Source organism: Acinetobacter sp. ANC 4204 (genome assembly GCF_002135205.1).
GTDB lineage: Bacteria > Pseudomonadota > Gammaproteobacteria > Pseudomonadales > Moraxellaceae > Acinetobacter.
The window spans coordinates 35768-53621 of record NZ_NEFZ01000004.1; the positions used below are offsets into that span (position 1 = coordinate 35768).

14 protein-coding genes are annotated in these 17854 nt (G+C 40.7%); 2 read left to right on the top strand and 12 right to left on the bottom strand.

Translation table 11 applies throughout. From position 1 onward, the window contains the following. Nucleotides 1–98: 98 nt before the first annotated feature. Together mtlD and B9T36_RS09380 are read right to left on the bottom strand one after the other, a co-directional pair. Nucleotides 99–2240 carry a bifunctional mannitol-1-phosphate dehydrogenase/phosphatase gene (gene mtlD, locus B9T36_RS09375; protein ID WP_086209230.1) on the bottom strand — a complete coding sequence of 714 codons (2142 nt, stop codon included), beginning with the start codon at nt 2238–2240 and terminating at the stop codon, nt 99–101. Between the two features lie 206 nt (nt 2241–2446). After that, nucleotides 2447–3346 carry a LysR family transcriptional regulator gene (locus B9T36_RS09380; protein WP_086209231.1) on the bottom strand — a complete coding sequence of 300 codons (900 nt, stop codon included), beginning with the start codon at nt 3344–3346 and terminating at the stop codon, nt 2447–2449. A 100-nt stretch (nt 3347–3446) separates the two neighbouring features. Here B9T36_RS09380 and B9T36_RS09385 point away from each other — a divergent pair, with 100 nt between their 5' ends. Together B9T36_RS09385 and B9T36_RS09390 are read left to right on the top strand one after the other, a co-directional pair. After that, nucleotides 3447–3863 (top strand): CidA/LrgA family protein, encoded by a 417-nt coding sequence (locus B9T36_RS09385; RefSeq protein WP_086209232.1) that lies wholly within the window; start codon nt 3447–3449, stop codon nt 3861–3863. Nucleotides 3864–3872: 9 nt separating this feature from the next. Beyond that, nucleotides 3873–4574, top strand: coding sequence for an LrgB family protein (locus B9T36_RS09390; protein ID WP_086209233.1), 702 nt, complete (start codon nt 3873–3875; stop codon nt 4572–4574). Nucleotides 4575–4589: 15 nt separating this feature from the next. Here the strand turns inward: B9T36_RS09390 and B9T36_RS09395 are convergent, their stop codons facing one another. The 10 genes from B9T36_RS09395 to B9T36_RS09440 all read right to left on the bottom strand — a co-directional run bounded on the left by B9T36_RS09395 (nt 4590) and on the right by B9T36_RS09440 (nt 17727). Further along, nucleotides 4590–5813 carry an MFS transporter gene (locus B9T36_RS09395; RefSeq protein ID WP_086209234.1) on the bottom strand — a complete coding sequence of 408 codons (1224 nt, stop codon included), beginning with the start codon at nt 5811–5813 and terminating at the stop codon, nt 4590–4592. A 75-nt stretch (nt 5814–5888) separates the two neighbouring features. Beyond that, nucleotides 5889–8153: a TonB-dependent receptor gene (locus B9T36_RS09400; protein WP_086209235.1), complete on the bottom strand. Its 2265-nt coding sequence runs from the start codon at nt 8151–8153 to the stop codon at nt 5889–5891. 29 nt (nt 8154–8182) lie between these two features. After that, a complete protein-coding gene (locus B9T36_RS09405; protein WP_308463946.1) occupies nt 8183–9427 on the bottom strand; it encodes an MFS transporter in 1245 nt (414 codons plus the stop codon). Then, nucleotides 9415–9795 (bottom strand): hypothetical protein, encoded by a 381-nt coding sequence (locus B9T36_RS09410; RefSeq protein ID WP_086209236.1) that lies wholly within the window; start codon nt 9793–9795, stop codon nt 9415–9417. Before B9T36_RS09410 ends, B9T36_RS09405 begins: the two co-directional genes overlap by 13 nt. Then, nucleotides 9792–10436 (bottom strand): GNAT family N-acetyltransferase, encoded by a 645-nt coding sequence (locus B9T36_RS09415; RefSeq protein WP_086209237.1) that lies wholly within the window; start codon nt 10434–10436, stop codon nt 9792–9794. Before B9T36_RS09415 ends, B9T36_RS09410 begins: the two co-directional genes overlap by 4 nt. 27 nt (nt 10437–10463) lie before the next feature. Beyond that, a complete protein-coding gene (locus B9T36_RS09420) occupies nt 10464–12299 on the bottom strand; it encodes an IucA/IucC family protein (RefSeq protein WP_086209238.1) in 1836 nt (611 codons plus the stop codon). Beyond that, nucleotides 12296–13747, bottom strand: coding sequence for a lysine N(6)-hydroxylase/L-ornithine N(5)-oxygenase family protein (locus B9T36_RS09425; protein WP_086209239.1), 1452 nt, complete (start codon nt 13745–13747; stop codon nt 12296–12298). Before B9T36_RS09425 ends, B9T36_RS09420 begins: the two co-directional genes overlap by 4 nt. Further along, the gene (locus B9T36_RS09430) at nt 13740–15524 is read right to left on the bottom strand and encodes an IucA/IucC family protein (protein ID WP_086209240.1); all 1785 of its coding nucleotides are present in this window, start codon (nt 15522–15524) and stop codon (nt 13740–13742) included. Before B9T36_RS09430 ends, B9T36_RS09425 begins: the two co-directional genes overlap by 8 nt. A 371-nt stretch (nt 15525–15895) precedes the next feature. Beyond that, nucleotides 15896–16363 carry a Cys-tRNA(Pro) deacylase gene (ybaK, locus tag B9T36_RS09435; protein WP_086209241.1) on the bottom strand — a complete coding sequence of 156 codons (468 nt, stop codon included), beginning with the start codon at nt 16361–16363 and terminating at the stop codon, nt 15896–15898. A 167-nt stretch (nt 16364–16530) separates the two neighbouring features. Then, a complete protein-coding gene (locus B9T36_RS09440) occupies nt 16531–17727 on the bottom strand; it encodes an alkane 1-monooxygenase (RefSeq protein ID WP_086209242.1) in 1197 nt (398 codons plus the stop codon). Nucleotides 17728–17854: the final 127 nt, after the last annotated feature.

Sequence of the window (17854 nt, forward strand, 5' to 3'; positions counted from 1 at the left end):
TGATTGTTCCCGTAACGTTAAAAGATTTAAAGGCAGAAGAAAAGCTCTTTTACCTGGACTTCTCTTTAAACATCTAATTGTAGCTATGAACTACTCCATTACACACAACTGGCTTTTAAAGCCTTTTGCTGCGTCTGGAACATAAAGTCTACTATTTCAATTTCACCGTTTTGTAGCTCATTGAGACGTTTTTCCATGACGTAATACAAAGCTTTTTTATGTTCTTTAGACAGCGACATCTGTTGAAGCTGTTGTTTCAAATGAACCAAAAGGCTTTCTATTGGCTGATCATCTTCTATCATCAGGTATGCATAGCCAAAAATTGCACCACTTAATAAGGCTTCAAAAGAAAATCCATGCGAGACATTGTAAGCAACCGATGAAAAAACACGTTCAAATGCGCTTAGTTTTCGAAGTGGGTCACGCGCAACACGGCTGCATGGGTCTTTATAAGCATACTGGCATGACTGATCAAAACTTTTTGCCAATCGTATTAAATCATTTTTGCGTTTTGGCAGGTAATGCGTCAGACCTTGCGTCACTTCTGCAAGCAGTTTTTCAACATAATACTGCACTCGCGGATCGCCCATCGCTACTCCAATGGTCTGATGCCCGAGTAGGCTGGCATACCATGCAGTCATGGCATGTACGCCATTCCATAAGCGGTTTTTAATGAGCTGAATATCTGAAATTTGATCGACCAAGATCATTTGACGCATTTTACTGAGTAAGGGACTTTTGTTTTCCACGTAGATCGGCATATCCATTTCAGCATTGAATAGAATTAAATCCATATGTTGTAAAATATGGCTCGGTTGAAAGTTTTGTCTCAAATCCTCAACATATTCACTGGCACGGCGTTCTTGATCTGCACTGAGTTTACTGACATCTTCAACTTCAATTTGATTACTCTCATCATCAAGTTGATATTGCTTAAAAATATTGTATTTAATACACAGTTGACGATATAGATTTTTATCGCTTAGCTTAGACACCATACGGTTGACTACCGTATCGCAGAAATAGTGCTGCTCTAAAATAAAATCGGCAACAGCATGGTCTGTTAATTCCACCAAGGCTTTACGTACCTGCTCAAGAACCAACTGCTTGGCGCCTATTTTATTTAAGATAATTAACAGCGTCAGTGGAGTTTGAACTTGCTCATCTTGTGCCAAATAGCGTGCATAGAGGCCCTGTGCAATGGTTGCTGCTTCACTGACTAGAGCATTTTCAGCTAAACAAATCGCAATTAAACTCGACTCGACGTACATGGCATGCATCTGCTGTAAGTCTTCAGCATCAATAATATGCATATTTTCAATACGTTCATCATAAGACACTTGCCCATAGCGAATACAATATGCCCCAAATGCGTTAACGGCTGAGCGATATAAGCTATTCCGTGTAGACGCATAGATTTTTTTAGGACGCGTATAACCATCCCAATGCGATAAAATTTGTGCGATATAACCGCCACCAATCGCACCAAAGCCGTGAATTCCAACAGTGAGTTGATTTAAAGTTTGAGGAAAGCTTTCTTGTAAATTGGGCATTTCCAAATGTGAGCTGTAGATATCTAATTCCATTAGATAGTCATACATATTTTCAAAATAATAATTAGCATGAGCCAACATACTTTCATTCGGTTCTTTAATATCTTTGAACAGTACACAGATGCCCCCAGCATCATGTGCCGAACGGATACCATTTTCAGAGTCTTCAAACATGAAACACTGTGCAGGTTCAAGGTTCAGTTTTTGCGCTGCACTTAGGAAAATTTCAGGATGTGGCTTCCCCTGTTCAACTTCATCACCACAGACCAAGACATCAAAAAACTTATAAACATTGGCATTGATTAAATACTCTTCAGCAATCGCTCTTCGACTAGAGGTCGCCACGGCCATACGTAATCCTGCTTTACGTAGGCGTTCTAGAACTTGTACCAATCCTTTTTTAATCGGAACACCATATTGGCGCACTGTTTCTAATTCTAATTCATCAGCTCGCTTACGAATGTCCCCGTAAGGAACTTCTTGACCATATTGCTTTTGAGCTAGCACTTCAGAACTACGTGCACTTAAACCTAAACAAGCCATGAGGTAGGCATCTGAAAACTCGACCCCAATCTGCTCTTTGGATGCCTGTTTCAAGGTTTGAAACCGTAAACGTTCGGTATCAAACATTGTTCCATCCATGTCAAAAAGCGCACCATGCACAATATCATTTTTAAATTTAAACATTTAGCCTCCGTTTTTATGTTTGCACTTAGACTATACAAAAACCGGGCACAAATTTGATCCTCAGATTTCCTGAAACATTTTTGTTTACTTATTGATCAATAGATTGGGGTTTAAGCATTTTTTTGTAAACGCAAGGTAATCTTAGGTAATCGAACCGTAACCATAGCGATCATTTTTTTAACAAATTCTATCTGGAGATGAGCCATCTAAAAATGAATTTGATCTTTATATTCATCAATGATCGACAACCATGCACGAGTAGCAGGATTCATGACTACGGTGGAATTCCATGCCATATTTAAGTTCCAGCGCAAACTTGGTTGTTCCACTAAACTGACACTGAATTTTGCGCGATCTAATTGCTCACAATAAATTTGTGGTAATAAAGCAATACCGACACCAGACTCGACCATTTTGGCAATAAAGTCCCACTGACTACTTTTACATAATACTTTGGGTTCAAAGCCTGCTGCCATAGCTGCTTCCAATATCACATGGTTCAATGTAAAGGTATCTGCATACAGCAGAAACGATTCTTCTTTGAGCTCGGCAAATTGCACCACGTCACGCTTTCTCCATTGTGAGTCATGGTTGGAAAGCAAACACAGCGGCGAATCAATAATTTGTATCCCCTGAATACTAGGCTTTAATTCTCCCAGTAAGATACCCACATCAATATTTTTCGCTAAAATTGCTTCTTCAATTCCTGTTGCACCGACTTCTAAAAAATTCAACTCAATATTGGGATAAAGTTTATGAAATTTAGCAATCAATGAGCTTAAAAGGACTGAACCTAAAGGTGGCAGACCGAGTCTCAGCACACCTTGCTTTACCCCTCGAATCTGATCAGCAGTTTCAAAAATTTGCTGTTGCTGTTGTAAAATCTGCAATGCATGCTGATACAGCTGTTCCCCCATATAGGTCAATTTAACTTCTCGCTTTCGTCCTGCTTGCCCTTTATGAAATAGGGGTAAGCCAATTTCATCTTCTAGTTGCCTTAATACTTTGCTGATAGTGGGTTGAGTTAAATAAAGTTCCTCAGCAGCTACACTAAAACTTTGGCTTTTCACTAGTTGCACAAATATTTTAAGGGTCTTAAAATCCAAAATTATTCCAGATAAGCATAATTATTATTTTATTATTCATAATTACCACCCTAGGTCAAACTTAAAATAACACTAACAATCCAAACATGGTGGACATCAGATGCGTCCGTTCAAACTGGTTTATCGTTCAATTCTTCAAGTCGGCCTGCTAATGGCCATTTGGTATATCGGTACGTTTGTACAAGCTACGCTGTCCTTGCCTGTATCTGGTGGAGTCGTCGGCTTAACACTTTTGCTTATTGCACTGTTAACAGGATTATTCAAACTAGAATGGATTAAGTCAGGCTCTGATCTACTCCTCACTGAGCTATTATTATTTTTTATCCCCTGTGTCATCGGGTTAATTAAATATAAACATCTCTTTCTTACTCAAGGCTGGCAACTGGTTTTATCTATTGTTGTTGGTACCATTTGCGTAATGACCTGCACGGCCTACTGTGTCTCCTTAGGCTTTAAGCTTGAAGAAAAGTTTCAAAAAAAGACCAAACGACCCCATCAGCTCAATACACAAGTTTAAGGAACCACCATGCATATTCATTTTGTAGCCTTAATCTGTTTTATCGGGACCATACTGGCATATATTTGGGGTAAAAATTTTTATCAGAAATATCCCTATCTGTTATTCTCACCAACCATTCTAATCCCTTGTCTCATCATCCTATGTATGATGATGTTCCATATTCAGTATGACAACTATATGTATTACAGTAAGTGGCTCGTATGGATGTTAGGCCCTACGACAGTTGCTTTCGCCATTCCAATCTTTGAGTATCGCAAAGTCATTCAACAACATGCTTTCTCTATAGCATTAGGTATTATCATCGGCATGATGGTTGGAGTACTTAGCTCTTTTTACTTGGCACGTTTGTTTCATTTTGATGCTGTAACCAGTTACAGTTTGATGAGTCGTTCTATCTCTACCCCTTTTGCCATGGAGCTCAGTAAGGCCGTTGGTGGTTCTGTAGATCTGGTGATTTTATTCACTGTGATCACTGGTATAGTCGGCGGACTTTTGGCCAATTCTGTATTGTTAGTCCTAAAACTAGATTCCAAATTCGCTCAAGGAGCATCTTTGGGCAATGCAGCACATGGTTTTGGTACCAGCACTGCGTTCAAACGCCATAAAGAAGAAGGCGTAGCAGCCTGCCTCAGTATGGTTTTAGCAGGTATCTTTATGGTTCTTTTTGGTCCAAGTTTAATTAAAACAGTAGTTTATCTACTCAGCTAAGGCACAATAATAGCTTTAGCTAATACGGCTAAAATTCTGCTCTTTAATGCCTTTAAAAGCAAAATACAGCATTAAGCCCATCATTAGTGCCAATAAAAAATAATAGGGCAAATGTTGGTTCACCTGATAGAGTCCAGTACTCAGCAACGGCGCGAAAACAAAACTTAAAGCCTGTGTTGCCGTACATAAACTGGCTATTTTAGTTTGTAGCGTGGTTGACGCTGTTTGGGCTGCCCCTGTGGTAAAAGCGGGCATTAAACAAGCTACAGCAATACCATAAAAAAGATAAGCGGCTTGAAAAACCCAAATCTGGCTAGCGCTGACTGAAAGTATTAACCCCAAGACCATTGTCGCTAGACCGAACCATAATAATTGTTTAATTGACCAATTGAGTCGTTTTGAAATCGCCAATTGCATTAAAACCAGTGCGATCCCCACAATCAATGAACACTGAGAAAAATAAATTGCACTTTGATAGGTATCGAAATGGAAGCGATCTTGAATATAAAAACCAGCAGTTAAATTTAAGGTAACAATCGCAACATATAAACTAAAACCTAACAATAACCAAATCCCTAATTTTGACCATTGCAATTTTTCTGTCGGCAGAGTGTCTAATTTCGCCGCAGTATCCGCTTGTTCCTGTACCTGTGGCGCTTGCTTTGCTTGAAAACTAAGTACAATCCAAACCGCCATACCCGTTAAAATAGCCACGGCACCCCAAAGTGGTGTCAACATGCTCCATGTCAATAACATGGTCGTCACCAAAGGCCCAATGACAACCCCTATACTGTTTAGTGCGCCAAACTTTGCCATGTTCTGACTACGATCCTGCTCACTTTGAAAAGCCGTCATGACATAACTTTGCAGCGCAATTTGTGGCATTGCCATAAAAAAGCCCGTACTGGCACGGGTCAATATGAGTAAGCTAAACAAAACAATAAACGACATGGAATAACTCAGCCCGTAACTAAGAACACCTGCAAATAAGCCCCATGTCAGCGCCATACCAGTGAACCCAATACTTAATAGTTGATAAATGCTGAATTTTTGGGTTTGCTTCGCGATATAAATAGCAGAAACTGCCATGACTAATGCCCCAGCCGACACCAATGCACCACCTTGCAGCTCAGTCAGCCCTAGTTGCCGAATAAAGGGCGCAAGCAAAGGTAAAATCATTGAGAAACAGGCGCCATTGGCAAGACTACCTGCAATAAAAATATTGTTATTGCTATTCATTTTATTATTTGAACCATATTTTAAGGCGAGATTACAAAGTAAAGAGGTAGCTGAACGCTACCTCTAGACATACAGTTAGTATTTCAATGTATAGCTCAGACCATAGGTTCGACCTTGAGCAGCTAAGCTTGAAATAGCCCCATAAACCGACTCAACCGATTGACTATAGACCGATTTGTAGTCTGTATTCCACACGTTATACACTCCAAAGCCGATCGTACCAGGACCTGCTTTTGCATTGGCAATCACATCCATCGTTGCAAAGCCTTTGATTTCAGCAGGAACAGTCGAACCGTACTTTTCAGCGTCTTTTTTTGCTTTATCCGTACCACCAATAGCTAAGGCTTGAACACGTAGACTCATGTCATTGTTAAACTGCCACTCAGAAAATGCTGTGCCTTTCAGTGGCGCAACTCTGATTGCATCTAGTTCTTGCCATTTCCCAGCAGTATTTTTGAACTGTCCACGGGTATACGCCATGGTTCCACCCACTGTCCAATTTGGCTGTAGTCGATATGACGCATTTCCTTCTACACCATAAACGCGCTCATCTGTATCTAAGACTTCAATGGTATAGTTTGGACGGCCAAACTTTAAACTTTTATCTGAGTCATTATAAAAAGTGGTCACGCCCGCATTTAGACCATTTGTAGCTTGCACACGCCAACCCAACTCGTAGTTATTCACTTTAATTGGGTCAATGGTTTGGCTGTTGACTGTAAAACTTGCAGGCACATCACGAAGCATACGTTGAATATCAGGTAAATTTGAGCCTTGGGAAAAGTTTGCAAAAATTTGTTGAGCATCGCTTAAGTGATAAACTGCACCCACATTAAATAATGTCGCGTCATGCTTTACTTTACCGCCATTTAAAGTCTTGGCTTGGTAGCCTGGTTGCAAGTCAGCGGTAATTGCCTCTAAATAAGGCGTTGATTCATCCACTTGGCTTTCTACACGTTCATAACGTACCCCTGCTTTTAAGCCTAAGCGATCTGTCACATCAAAGTCTGTTTGAATGAAGGTACCCAACTTTTCTGTTTCGACATCTGGCCCAAAAGCATAATAATTAAAAGGCTTATAATTTAGACCGTTACTAGCCACAAATGCAGCACTATCGTACATTTGAATATTTTGTTCATCTTGTTCATTTTCATAGTCAATACCATAGCTGAGCCCCAACTTCCGACCATTTAAGTCAAATTGTTTCTGCAAGGCAACTCGCGCACCATAAACATCAATATCTGTTTCCGACTGATAAACAAGATATAAACCGCCTCCCATAGCCTGAGCAGAAGGGAACCAGCGTGCTTGCTCATTCCGATAGTACGCTTCAGCATTTAAGGTATGCCCCAATACATTTTGATTTTCATATTGCGTATTAAATGCGTAGCGTTCGGTTTGCGGTTGGGTCTCTAACTGCATGCCTTTGACCGCAGCAAGACTGGCAGTATAGGTTGGGTCACGTCTTAAATAGGCTAAACTCGGACCATAGTCAGGACCATATTCACTATCTTGTTCGTCATTAAAATATTGAGCACCAAAACTCAAACTTTGACTATCTGAAATATTCCAAGTCAAACGACCATTGATATCTAATGTATCCGTATCTTGACGGTCTGTTTGCGCAACTTCAGGCCCAATACGGTTACCATGGCTGTCCTGAATTTCACCACGAGTGGTATAACTGGCACCGAAAGCCCCTTGTAGCGCACCTTGGTTAAACAAAATATTTTGTGATGCTTCATAGGCCATAGCATCTGATTTAAAGTTATTTCCCGCAGTCATCCCAACTTTAGTTTCAAAGCTAATCGGGTCTTGGCCACCACGTTTGGTAATAATATTAATAATCCCGCCTGTTGCGCCCGAGCCATAAATACTGGTTGCCCCTGAAACCACTTCAATACGCTCAATCATAGACGGTTGAATGCTATTTAACTGACGTGAACCATCGCGATAACCTGTTTGCGGTACACCATCAATCATGTATTGCACTACACGACCACGCATGGTCATACCATAGTTTGAGGTCGTTCCACTACTCGGTGTCAGAGATGGAACTAACATTCCCAAGATATCTGCAATACTCTTTCCTGCATTGGCCTGTTTTTCAATTTCAGCTTGATCAATGCTATAAACTGTCCCCGCAATATCCGCAATGCTCTTTGCAGAACGAGTTGCTGTCACCACAATCGGTGCCAGTTGTGTAGCCTCTTTTTGTTTAGCTTCAACACGGCTTGTTTGGCTATCTAATGTTGTAGTGACATCATCTTGTGCATACAATTGTGTACATACAGCAAGTGTTAAACAAGTCAACTGCATAGGTAACATAAAACGGCTCATATCTTTTTCCTTTTATTAAATTTCTTGATTCAAAAGTTTTGTTGAGTTTTTTGATGACGTGAAATGATGTATTGGCTCAGTAGTACACTGACCACAGACGCAACCGCCAATACCATATAAAAATTGCCATATCCGAGTGATTTGGCTAAAAATCCCGATGTAGCTCCCCCAATGAAATAAACCAGTAGCTCAAAACACACCAAAATGGTGAAGTCCGTGCCTGCCTGTTCTTTAGAACTGCTCTGCATGAAATAGGCATAGAGTGAAGTCATTGCTACATAACGAATCGCAAGCATGACAATCACAAATCCCCCCAAGAGTAAATGCCACTGGTTTAACCAGCCCAAAACAATGGCTGCGCCAATCACTCCATACAACACCGTTCGACACCACCCCGCCCAAATAAGCAACTGAGTAGCTTGCAACTTTTTCAGAAGAAATGCTGCCGTAACGGCAGCGAGCAAACCCACGCCTGCACCAATCACAGACATCAGCACCCCAATTTGAGCAAGCGTCCATTTTTGGTCAATGAGCATCGGATTGAGCATCGCCATTGCAGGTGCTTCAACCACGCGATAGCACAAAATCAGTGCTAAGGCCGATAAAATCTCTGGCCGTTTAAAAGCACGGATTAAGCTTGGAGCTTGTTTAGCGATATTCGTCTGTTCACTTGCATTCTCTTGAATGTAAAAAACAGCAAACATGGTCAATGCTGTCATAAGTGCTAAACACACCAATGCGCTTTCCCAGCCGTAATATTGGTACAACCATAATGTTGCCGCACCACCTAACATACTCCCCAAAGCGACCCCAATACTTTGTGCCATACTGCCTAGACGGTATTCAGACTCTGAAAAAGCTTCAACGGTATAGCCATCAATAGCAATATCTTGAGTCGCAGCAAAGCTTGAGATCCATAAACCAATCACAACAAATACGATCAATCCGTAAGAGAACTGGGTAAAAGCCAAGGCCAGAACGCCAAGAACCAATGCTATTTGAGTAAAAAGCAACCATGTTTTTCGTTTCCCTAACTTCTTGATATAGAGTCGGTCAATCAGTGGTGCCCATAAAAATTTAAAAGCCCATGGAATATAAAGCAGTGACAACATTCCAATCCAACGTAAATCCACCCCCTGATGTCGCAAAATAGCGGGTAATGCCACATTGTAAAAATACAAAGGCAAGGCATGCGCCAGATATAAAACAATAACAACGGCTAGGCTCAAAGCAGAGATTTGGCGTGTTGCTCTTTGTGAATTTAGGTTTTGCATATCCACCTCTGCACTGCCCATTGCAGTGCATCAGAATGATCAAGCGTGACGTAATAAGGCACCCGCCACGCAGCATGCAGTGCGGGTGTATTCAGTCGTTGTTGATCTGCCGGGTCTTGTGCAATTCGGACTAAACCCAAGCAATATTGAAAAAAAAGCTGTTTGTATGTTTTGTACCAAGCCGCTTGCAATTGACGGTATTCTTCCGGAAATTCCGTGCCAACGTCGGTTTGCATGACCAAAGCAAAGTTTTGTTTCTTTAAGAAAAAACGTTCAATTTGGCTGAGCCATTGTTCAAATTCGGCGACTGTAACATCCTCCGAAAATCGCATATTCATGATGTGTATATGTTCTGAGCTATAGCTCATGTAAATTCCTCAGTCCTATTGAGTGGGTTGTGGTTTTGCATAAATGCAGTTGAATGAGTTAAATACCCTCCAAATTTTTCATAGAATTTATGTTTAAAGCAGTAATACAACATGGCTGTTTTTTCAGGCATCGGAATTAGGCGCTGTGCCTCATAGCACATTTCTTCCACTACTGCTGCATAAGGTTTAACAGTATGGTCAGGCTCACCAACAATTTTTTCGGATGGCGCATTCTCAAAAATGTAAAAACCCAACAAGCGCATTACTGGGCGCAAGTAGCCCTTGCCGAAAGCTGACTTTTCACCAAACAGTAAGTGCCAACCAAGGTCTAAAGCATCGCCATCGTAATAACGCCCAAGGCGGTCACGCTTGCCTTCATAGATTTCGGTATAACCCACATCCTGACCATCTACCCCTACGATCAACAACCGATGGTGATCATCAGCCAGCATTTTTTCAAAATAAACAGCAAGGTCGATTTCAGACTTATTCAGCTGCCACTGCGGTATAACGTGGGGCTCATGCATCCATTTATGTAACAATGCTAAATCCTCTGGATACTGCACTTGACGTAGGTAAAATTGCGTCTCATTCTCATAGTATTCATAAAAATCGGGAAGTTGCTGTGACAGTGTTTTCATGGGGAAGCCTTCTAATTTTTTAGTGTTTTACGATGCGATACGCTTTGTAGTTGTATCATCAGTTGATTTCGCCACCTGTTCTGACCAGCGTTTTAAGGTTTCAGGGCTGACAGGATTAGCAATTGGATCTAAAAATACAGGGACAGGACGTTCTGCCTCATCGTTATAACTGGTGGTAAATAAGCGCACACGGTTTAAACAAATCTTTTCAAACTCTGCTCTAAACATGGCAAATTTTTCAATACGTTCTGCCAACTCTGGATGCGACTGATGAAACGTCTCAATCACTGATGAAATAGTCTGCCAAAACTCAACTTCACTATGCTCAGGATAGTCTTGTAGGAATACATTACAGATATAGCGGTAATGCACCATAAACAGCCCAGTGAAAATAAAATGACTGAGTTCCTGCGCAGGATGTCGCAGTAAAATTTGTCCCTCAATAGGTAAACCTGCCAACTCTGGGAAGTCTTCATCGACCAAGTTGACATCATCAATAAAGTCTTTCAGCACCATTTTCTGCGGTACGCCATTGGTGTGAATCAGCATGGTATTTTCCCCATGTGGAGAAAAAGCCAAGCCATATTTGTACAAACAAATTAAGAGTGGAGTAATAGATACTTCAGCAAAGCGTTTTAACCACTGTAATGGGCTCAAACCTGAGGCCTGAATCAACACAGCTAATATTGACTGTCCGTTGATGTCTCGATGTAACAAAGCTGCTTGCGAAAGTGCCTGTTCACCAGTTCCAATCACTGGGTCTATACTTTCACGCCATAAGCATCCAAACAGTTCTTTAAACTGATACGGCGCGCCTTCAATCTCATCAAAGCATGGCTGATGGATGGTCAATGTTGCGACTTCACCTAAGAATGCAACACCTGACTGTTTTAAGTCTGGATCTTGAGATTGAATCTGCTTTAGCCAAGCTGTGACGGCTGGGGCTGCGATGTTCCGTTTAGATGGCAATCCTCGATACACTGCGGTATTGAAAATACTGACTGGTAATTTGACATAATGCCGCTCAGGCTGACTAATGTTGCAAAGCGTACGAATCGACTGCATCGGCACGTAGTCATCGTCTCCAATACCCAACTCGATAATACGCTGATCTACAATTTCATTAGCATACGTTGGCATTAACCATTGGTGCCACTGCCATGCATGTACGGGAATGAGGAAATAGTCACGACAAGAGCAGCCTCTGTCATGTAATTGTTGTTCAAAATTTGTGAGTTGTTCTGCACTTAACTCATGTTGATAGAGTGTCCCCGCTTGCCACTCTTTGGTAGAGCGAAATTCCGCTAGATCACGATGGACTGCTAGCCACAGTACTTTTACAGTTGGAGAAAGTTCTGGCGCAGCACTTAAATAATCATCATAACCAAAACCCATCCGACCTTTACTCATAATCAACCACGGATGACCACGCAACATGCCTTCAATTTCATGATGAGATGCGGTCAATACCGCTGCACTGCTTAAACGACTTTCATCAAATAAATGCGCTTCAGCTAACCATGTATTGTTCATTTCTTTGATCAAATACGCCTTAGTAAAAGGCTTAACTTCAGTTTGATTTGAAAAGGCGCGAATAAAAGTATGTAAGTTCCATGCAGGAATATCCTCAACCGCACCCAACTCGCGTACCGAACCCTCCTCAATTTGCCAATGTCCCAATAAATAGTTCTGAGCTTTAAAGGTATAGCTTTGATCATCCAAAAGAAGTTGATAGCTGTGGTCTCTTAAATGAGTCACTTGAATAATTTCTTCATATAAAAATTCAGCAATCGCCATTTCGATTAAACGCTGTCCTGCTGAACGCCACTGTTTCTGATTCACTTGAAGTTGTGCAAAGTTCATATTATTTTCTCGAATGTATAGGCCGTCATAGATGGATGTAGACCTGTTTGTATTTTTTGCTGTTCAGTATTTTTGGACTTGGATAAAGAATGAACTGAAACTGATACCCTCTGAGTGGATATGCCATGCTGCACATACACTTCGGGGTTTAACTCAGGTTTAAAGTGCTGGAAAGTCTGCTCATTACTTCCTATTTCATAGAGCTGATAACCGAGCAATTGATTGGCAATCATCGCTGCTCGAAATGCACCAAGTCCTAAGTCTGGTGTACCAACACCATGACTATGCATCTCTTGGTTTTGCACAAAAATTTCGCCCATTGCACTATGCTGTAAACGATAATCTTGACTGACTTTCCAGCGCCCCATTTGATCGGTTGCAATCAAAGGTTTTAAATATTTCAAAAATGGAAACTCAGGGCTGTAATAACCTGTGGATGCAACCACAAAGTCAACATCCATATAGAAGCGCTGTTGAGTTACCGTATGTTCAAGACTTAATCTGATGTGCTGACTTTCCATCAACTCAGCATCAAGCAACTGAATTTGAGCATGCAAATGTGTTTTTTGCGGGGTAGATGCAATACTACGGTGATAGAGCCTTTGGTAAATATCTCGTATGGTTTTGGCACTAATACCTTTGTACAACAACGCTTGATCTTTTAACTGCGCAGCTTTTTGTGACTCCGAAAGCGTGTAAAAATGCTGGGTATAGTTCGGGCTAAAATGTTCCAACCCCAAAGGGGCATATTCCATCGGGAAAAAGCCATTGGAACGCGTCAGCCAGTGCAACTTGAAGTCTGCTATTTTGGTACGATCATGTTGATACTGCTGATCGAACAAATCCAAGAAAACCTCAGCAGAAGACTGGCCAGAACCTAAGACCACGACATTACCTTTTAGTTTTTCTTTTTGATGTGTCAAATAGTCTGATGAATGAATACATTTCTCAGGAACTTGCTGCTGTAACTTATGTAAACAATCAGGTAAATAAGGCAAGTTACCTGAACCAATTACTAGGTTTCGGCACAAGTAACGGATAAAACGGCCACCTTGTTCAACCACGACCTCATAACCTTCACTTTTAGCATAAATGGCCTTAACTGTTGATTGGTATTGAATATGACTGAGTTGATCTGCCACCCATTGGCAATAATGGTTGTATTCACTACGTGGAATGTGTTGCTGTTCAAGAAAGTAGAATTTATATAAGCGCTGCTGTGTTTTTAAATAATTCAAAAAACTCAACGGGCTGGTCGGATCGACCATCGACACCAAGTCTGCCATAAATGGAACTTGCAAAACTGTATTGGGGAGTTGCATACCTGCATGCCAGTCGAACTGCGCTTTTTTCTCAAAGAACAGATAGCTTAATTCCGTCTTTTCATGCAACAGACTGGCAAGGCTTAAGTTAAATGGCCCTAGGCCAATCGCAATAAAATCAAGCATAGAGAGCATCCTCTTGTTTGATACATAACGGATTGGCTAACTGAATATAGACCGACTGATTTTCAACAGCTGCTATTAATTCATCTAGTTCATATAATCGGGTCAGCAAGTTGCCCTTATAGGGTAAAGTCTGCTGATACAACAAACTCTGAATTAAACTACTCTCTGGATATTGTTTTAAAAGCTCCAATAGATGTTGCTGAAGCACTGTAAGTAAATCGTGTTCACTTACATAGCCTGTTGCACCAATCGCATTAATAATGCCGAATAAGGTATTACCAAAAAAATAATAACTAAAACGCTCATCGACAAATGCCTTTGGTCCAACCGCATGAGCTTTGTCATTCAGCTCTGGGAACTGTTGTAAAATTTCAGTTGCAAACTCTTCGATATAATAAAAGCCTTGATTATCACGTAGCCACAGCAACTCTGGCCAACCATCTTTTAACTCAACCAAGACATTTTGTTGATGCGACTCAAAGGCCATTCCGTAACGATGATAAACATACATGAGTGGGCTCAGACTGATATTTAAGAAAGCCTTAAACCAGTCGTGGGCAATTTGTATTTTATCATCTCGCCTGTGTTGAACTGCGATTTGCTCAAATAATGCGTTAAAACGATTGCGTTCTTTTATAGGATGGTCCTGACATAATGAAGCAATACATGTCACTTGCTGTTTTAGATCAAATGGCTGATCACGCACGATACAGATTGTTTCATCAATAATTTCACCATCCAGCTGTAGAGCAATCCATGCAGGATCATTGACCGCTTTTAGGCTTGGGCATTGTTTTAAAATATCTCGGCCCAATTCACTATGCCAAAGCCGATGCGTCATTTCACCGCGATGGCATTCTTTGGCTAAGTTGACACGTATAGAGTTGGTAATCATCACTGAAAGCGAAGGTTTCAGCATCCACGGCGCACTAAAACTAGCTAGAGTGCGAACAGATGTTGTTGGTGAGAAGAGCCAGGCTTTTTCACCCAAATCGATAATTTTCAATTTCGTTTTTAAATGTTTAAACCACGCTTTACTTTGTAAATAGCGGGCTTGCCACGGATGTAAGGGTAATAATTTATAATGTGCATAGGTAGACAGCGTGACACTTTCGGCTTCTGAGAGATGCCATTGAATTTCTTGCTTCAATTGCTCTGAAAAAGGGTTCTCAAGTGCTGTTCCTTCAGCAATATATTCGGGTGCCACTAGCCAATAGTGAAGTTGAGTTTGTCCTCTGGCTTCAGGTGAATATTTCTGCCAGTCTTCATGTACAAAGCCTGTTCTGCTTTTTGGCGCAGGATGCATGCTATGCCCTAAAATCAAAGCTTGTTCAGATGCGATAAAACTTTGCTCAGCCTGAACAAGCTCATCAAAATCATCTGCTCGAATATTTAAAAACTGTTGTAAAGCATCACGGCTTTGGATCCAACGCTCTAATAATGAGGCCGCGTCTACTTGACCTTGGGTTTGCTGAACCAACTCTTCTAGTAGCAGACTGACCATTGCAACTGAGCTAAAGTTAAGCTTCTGACCTTTTTGAAAAATTTGAGGCAAAGCAGCAATACGATGTCGCCCAACACGGCTGACATAGCTTAACGGAACAAAAAGCTGCGCTTGGATTAAATTGAGTGGTAAAGATAACAGCGTCAAACCTTGGCTAAACGCGAGTTGAGTTGAGTTTTGTTGATACTTCTCAAGCAAATTAGAATTGCCTGTTTCTTGTGAGTATGCATTGACTAGATGTTGCATCGCCAAGCGATTGGCTTGCTCTTTCATCTGACCATATCCTCTTATAAAAGCTTATTTCAAGCTCATTTCATGTAATTATGTTTCTTAAAGGTGTTCACGTTGGCCAACGCTGTAAAGCATGTTAATGGTAATTATTATCATTTATCTTTGCAATTTTGTTTACTTTTGAAAAAAACACCAAAAAAACAACATAAAGTATTGTTTTATATTTATTTTAAATTGTTAATCAGTTTTTTAAATATATAGTATACGAAATTACACCATAGCTTTAAATGATAGTTTATGAATTTATAATTGATCTGAACTATAAATTTTCTCTATTTTAGATTGAAAAAAGCCCACTCAGATGACCTGAATGGGCTCTAAAATAAACTAAAAGTAAACGCAAGATTCGCTGTTTATTCATCCAACAAATCAGCAAAACTAGCAGAAAGTACTTTGGCCAAATCCTGAGGCTTTAAACCGATATCCAATCCACGTTTACCGCCACTGACATATAGTTTTTCCAACTGTTCTGCGCTTTGGTCAATTACAGTTTTTAACCTTTTTTTCTGCCCTACAGGACTAATCCCTCCGACCAAATAACCTGTCAGTCGTTCTGCATCTTTAGGATCGGACATTTTTAGTTTTTTGGCACCTACAGCCTGCGCCACTTTTTTCAAGTTCAACTGATGATGTACAGGAAGAATTGCAACAAAATAGTTTTTTTCATCGGTCACTAACAGTGTTTTAAACACTTCTTCGACACGTAAGTTTAATTTTTCCGCAGCTTCGAGCCCGAAGCTTTTGGCATTGGCATCATGCTCATATTCATGAATAGAGAATTCGATTTTATTGGCTTTCAAAAGTTTGGTTGCTGGTGTCATTACTGTTCAATATTTTCATTACATACATCGCAGTATAAGCCTTTTAAAAAGGAATGTTTAGCGGTAGGCCTTTCATGAGCATCGAACTTACAAGCACTCAGTAAAGCAATGACTGTAAGTTCGATGTCAACTATGTATTCAGCTTGTTATCGCTGAAATATTGCAGTTTAGTCAGCACTTAATCCGAATTTCTTAAAGATTTGAGCACGGCGCTTAGGCAAGATATTGGCTTTGGTCAAATCACCTTGGTAGTGATCAAACACTCGTTGATCCATCATTTTAAACCACAGCTTTGGAATTAACGCTGGAATCAACATGGTGGCATAACCACTCGGTAGCTCTGGGGCTTCATCAAAATGTCTTAATGCCTGAAATGGGCGGGTTGGATAGGCATGATGATCTGAATGGCGTTGTAACTGATATAAGAATAAATTCGTCACAATGTTGTTATTATTCCAGCTGTGTTCAGGCATGGTTCGCGCATAGCTGCCATCTTCTTTTTGGCTACGCTTTAAACCATAGTGTTCAATATAATTAATAATTTCAAACAGGCTCACCCCATAAAATGCCTGTGTCACCAGATATGGCGCTACTTTTTTACCAAACAATTTCAACATGGTTGCATGAAAGCCCGCACTCATTGCCCATCCATGAAACAGTTCATTTTCTTTGGAAAAGAATGACAGGCCTTTGCGTTTTAGGCGTTTATGTTCAATTTCAACCGCCGACTTCAATCCACCCAAAACAGTTCGCGGCCAAAACTCATAAAAAGTCTCCCCCATTTTCGATGAAGCAGGATCTTCTGGCGTCGCAGCACGTTTATGGTGTCCATAGGGGTGCTCTATACGGAAATGATTGTAGACCAACGGCACTAAAGTCATATGTGACCAATAATGATCTGATTTTTTAGGACGATGGCACAACTCATGTGCTGTATTTACTGCTACTCCATTAATTGCCCCCATGGAGACACCCAATAATATTTGGTCGAGCATTGATACATTTTGGCGGGTCACCACATAACCTGCAAACAGGTTGGCTGCCATTTGTAGCGGAATGAACAATTTCACAATACGGTCATAGTACGGGTCATCCACCAAGACCTTAATTTCATCATCTGAAGGATTGTTCTCATCTGCACCAACCAAAGCATCGACCGCTGGAATGATGACATGTAATAATAGTGGCCCACCTAAGGCAAATATTTTCTTAGTGGGTTTTGGACCAAAATGATAGCCTGCTAAAATGCCCATGCCAATCACAGGAAGCCCAGGACTCAAGAGCCAGCCAAAACGCTTTTTATCCATCCCTGCTGCATTTTTAACGACTACGCTAGAATTCGTCATTTTCACTGATGCATTCATTACCATTCTTCCAATTTTCTTGTTATGCCTTTATATTTCTAGAAATGGGACATAAAAAACAGTTGCTAACGTCCAAGAAAACAGCGTAATCGTCCTTGACCTCAAATGACTAAAATTGACCCTAAAT

Coding starts and splice junctions, on each gene's coding strand:
- mtlD (WP_086209230.1), bottom strand. CDS start 2,240: ATGTTTAAATTTAAAAATGATATTGTGCATGGTGCGCTTTTTGACATG.
- B9T36_RS09425 (WP_086209239.1), bottom strand. CDS start 13,747: ATGCTTGATTTTATTGCGATTGGCCTAGGGCCATTTAACTTAAGCCTT.
- B9T36_RS09420 (WP_086209238.1), bottom strand. CDS start 12,299: ATGAACTTTGCACAACTTCAAGTGAATCAGAAACAGTGGCGTTCAGCA.
- B9T36_RS09405 (WP_308463946.1), bottom strand. CDS start 9,427: ATGCAAAACCTAAATTCACAAAGAGCAACACGCCAAATCTCTGCTTTG.
- B9T36_RS09415 (WP_086209237.1), bottom strand. CDS start 10,436: ATGAAAACACTGTCACAGCAACTTCCCGATTTTTATGAATACTATGAG.
- B9T36_RS09430 (WP_086209240.1), bottom strand. CDS start 15,524: ATGAAAGAGCAAGCCAATCGCTTGGCGATGCAACATCTAGTCAATGCA.
- B9T36_RS09400 (WP_086209235.1), bottom strand. CDS start 8,153: ATGAGCCGTTTTATGTTACCTATGCAGTTGACTTGTTTAACACTTGCT.
- B9T36_RS09385 (WP_086209232.1), top strand. CDS start 3,447: ATGCGTCCGTTCAAACTGGTTTATCGTTCAATTCTTCAAGTCGGCCTG.
- B9T36_RS09440 (WP_086209242.1), bottom strand. CDS start 17,727: ATGAATGCATCAGTGAAAATGACGAATTCTAGCGTAGTCGTTAAAAAT.
- ybaK (WP_086209241.1), bottom strand. CDS start 16,363: ATGACACCAGCAACCAAACTTTTGAAAGCCAATAAAATCGAATTCTCT.
- B9T36_RS09410 (WP_086209236.1), bottom strand. CDS start 9,795: ATGAGCTATAGCTCAGAACATATACACATCATGAATATGCGATTTTCG.
- B9T36_RS09390 (WP_086209233.1), top strand. CDS start 3,873: ATGCATATTCATTTTGTAGCCTTAATCTGTTTTATCGGGACCATACTG.
- B9T36_RS09395 (WP_086209234.1), bottom strand. CDS start 5,813: ATGAATAGCAATAACAATATTTTTATTGCAGGTAGTCTTGCCAATGGC.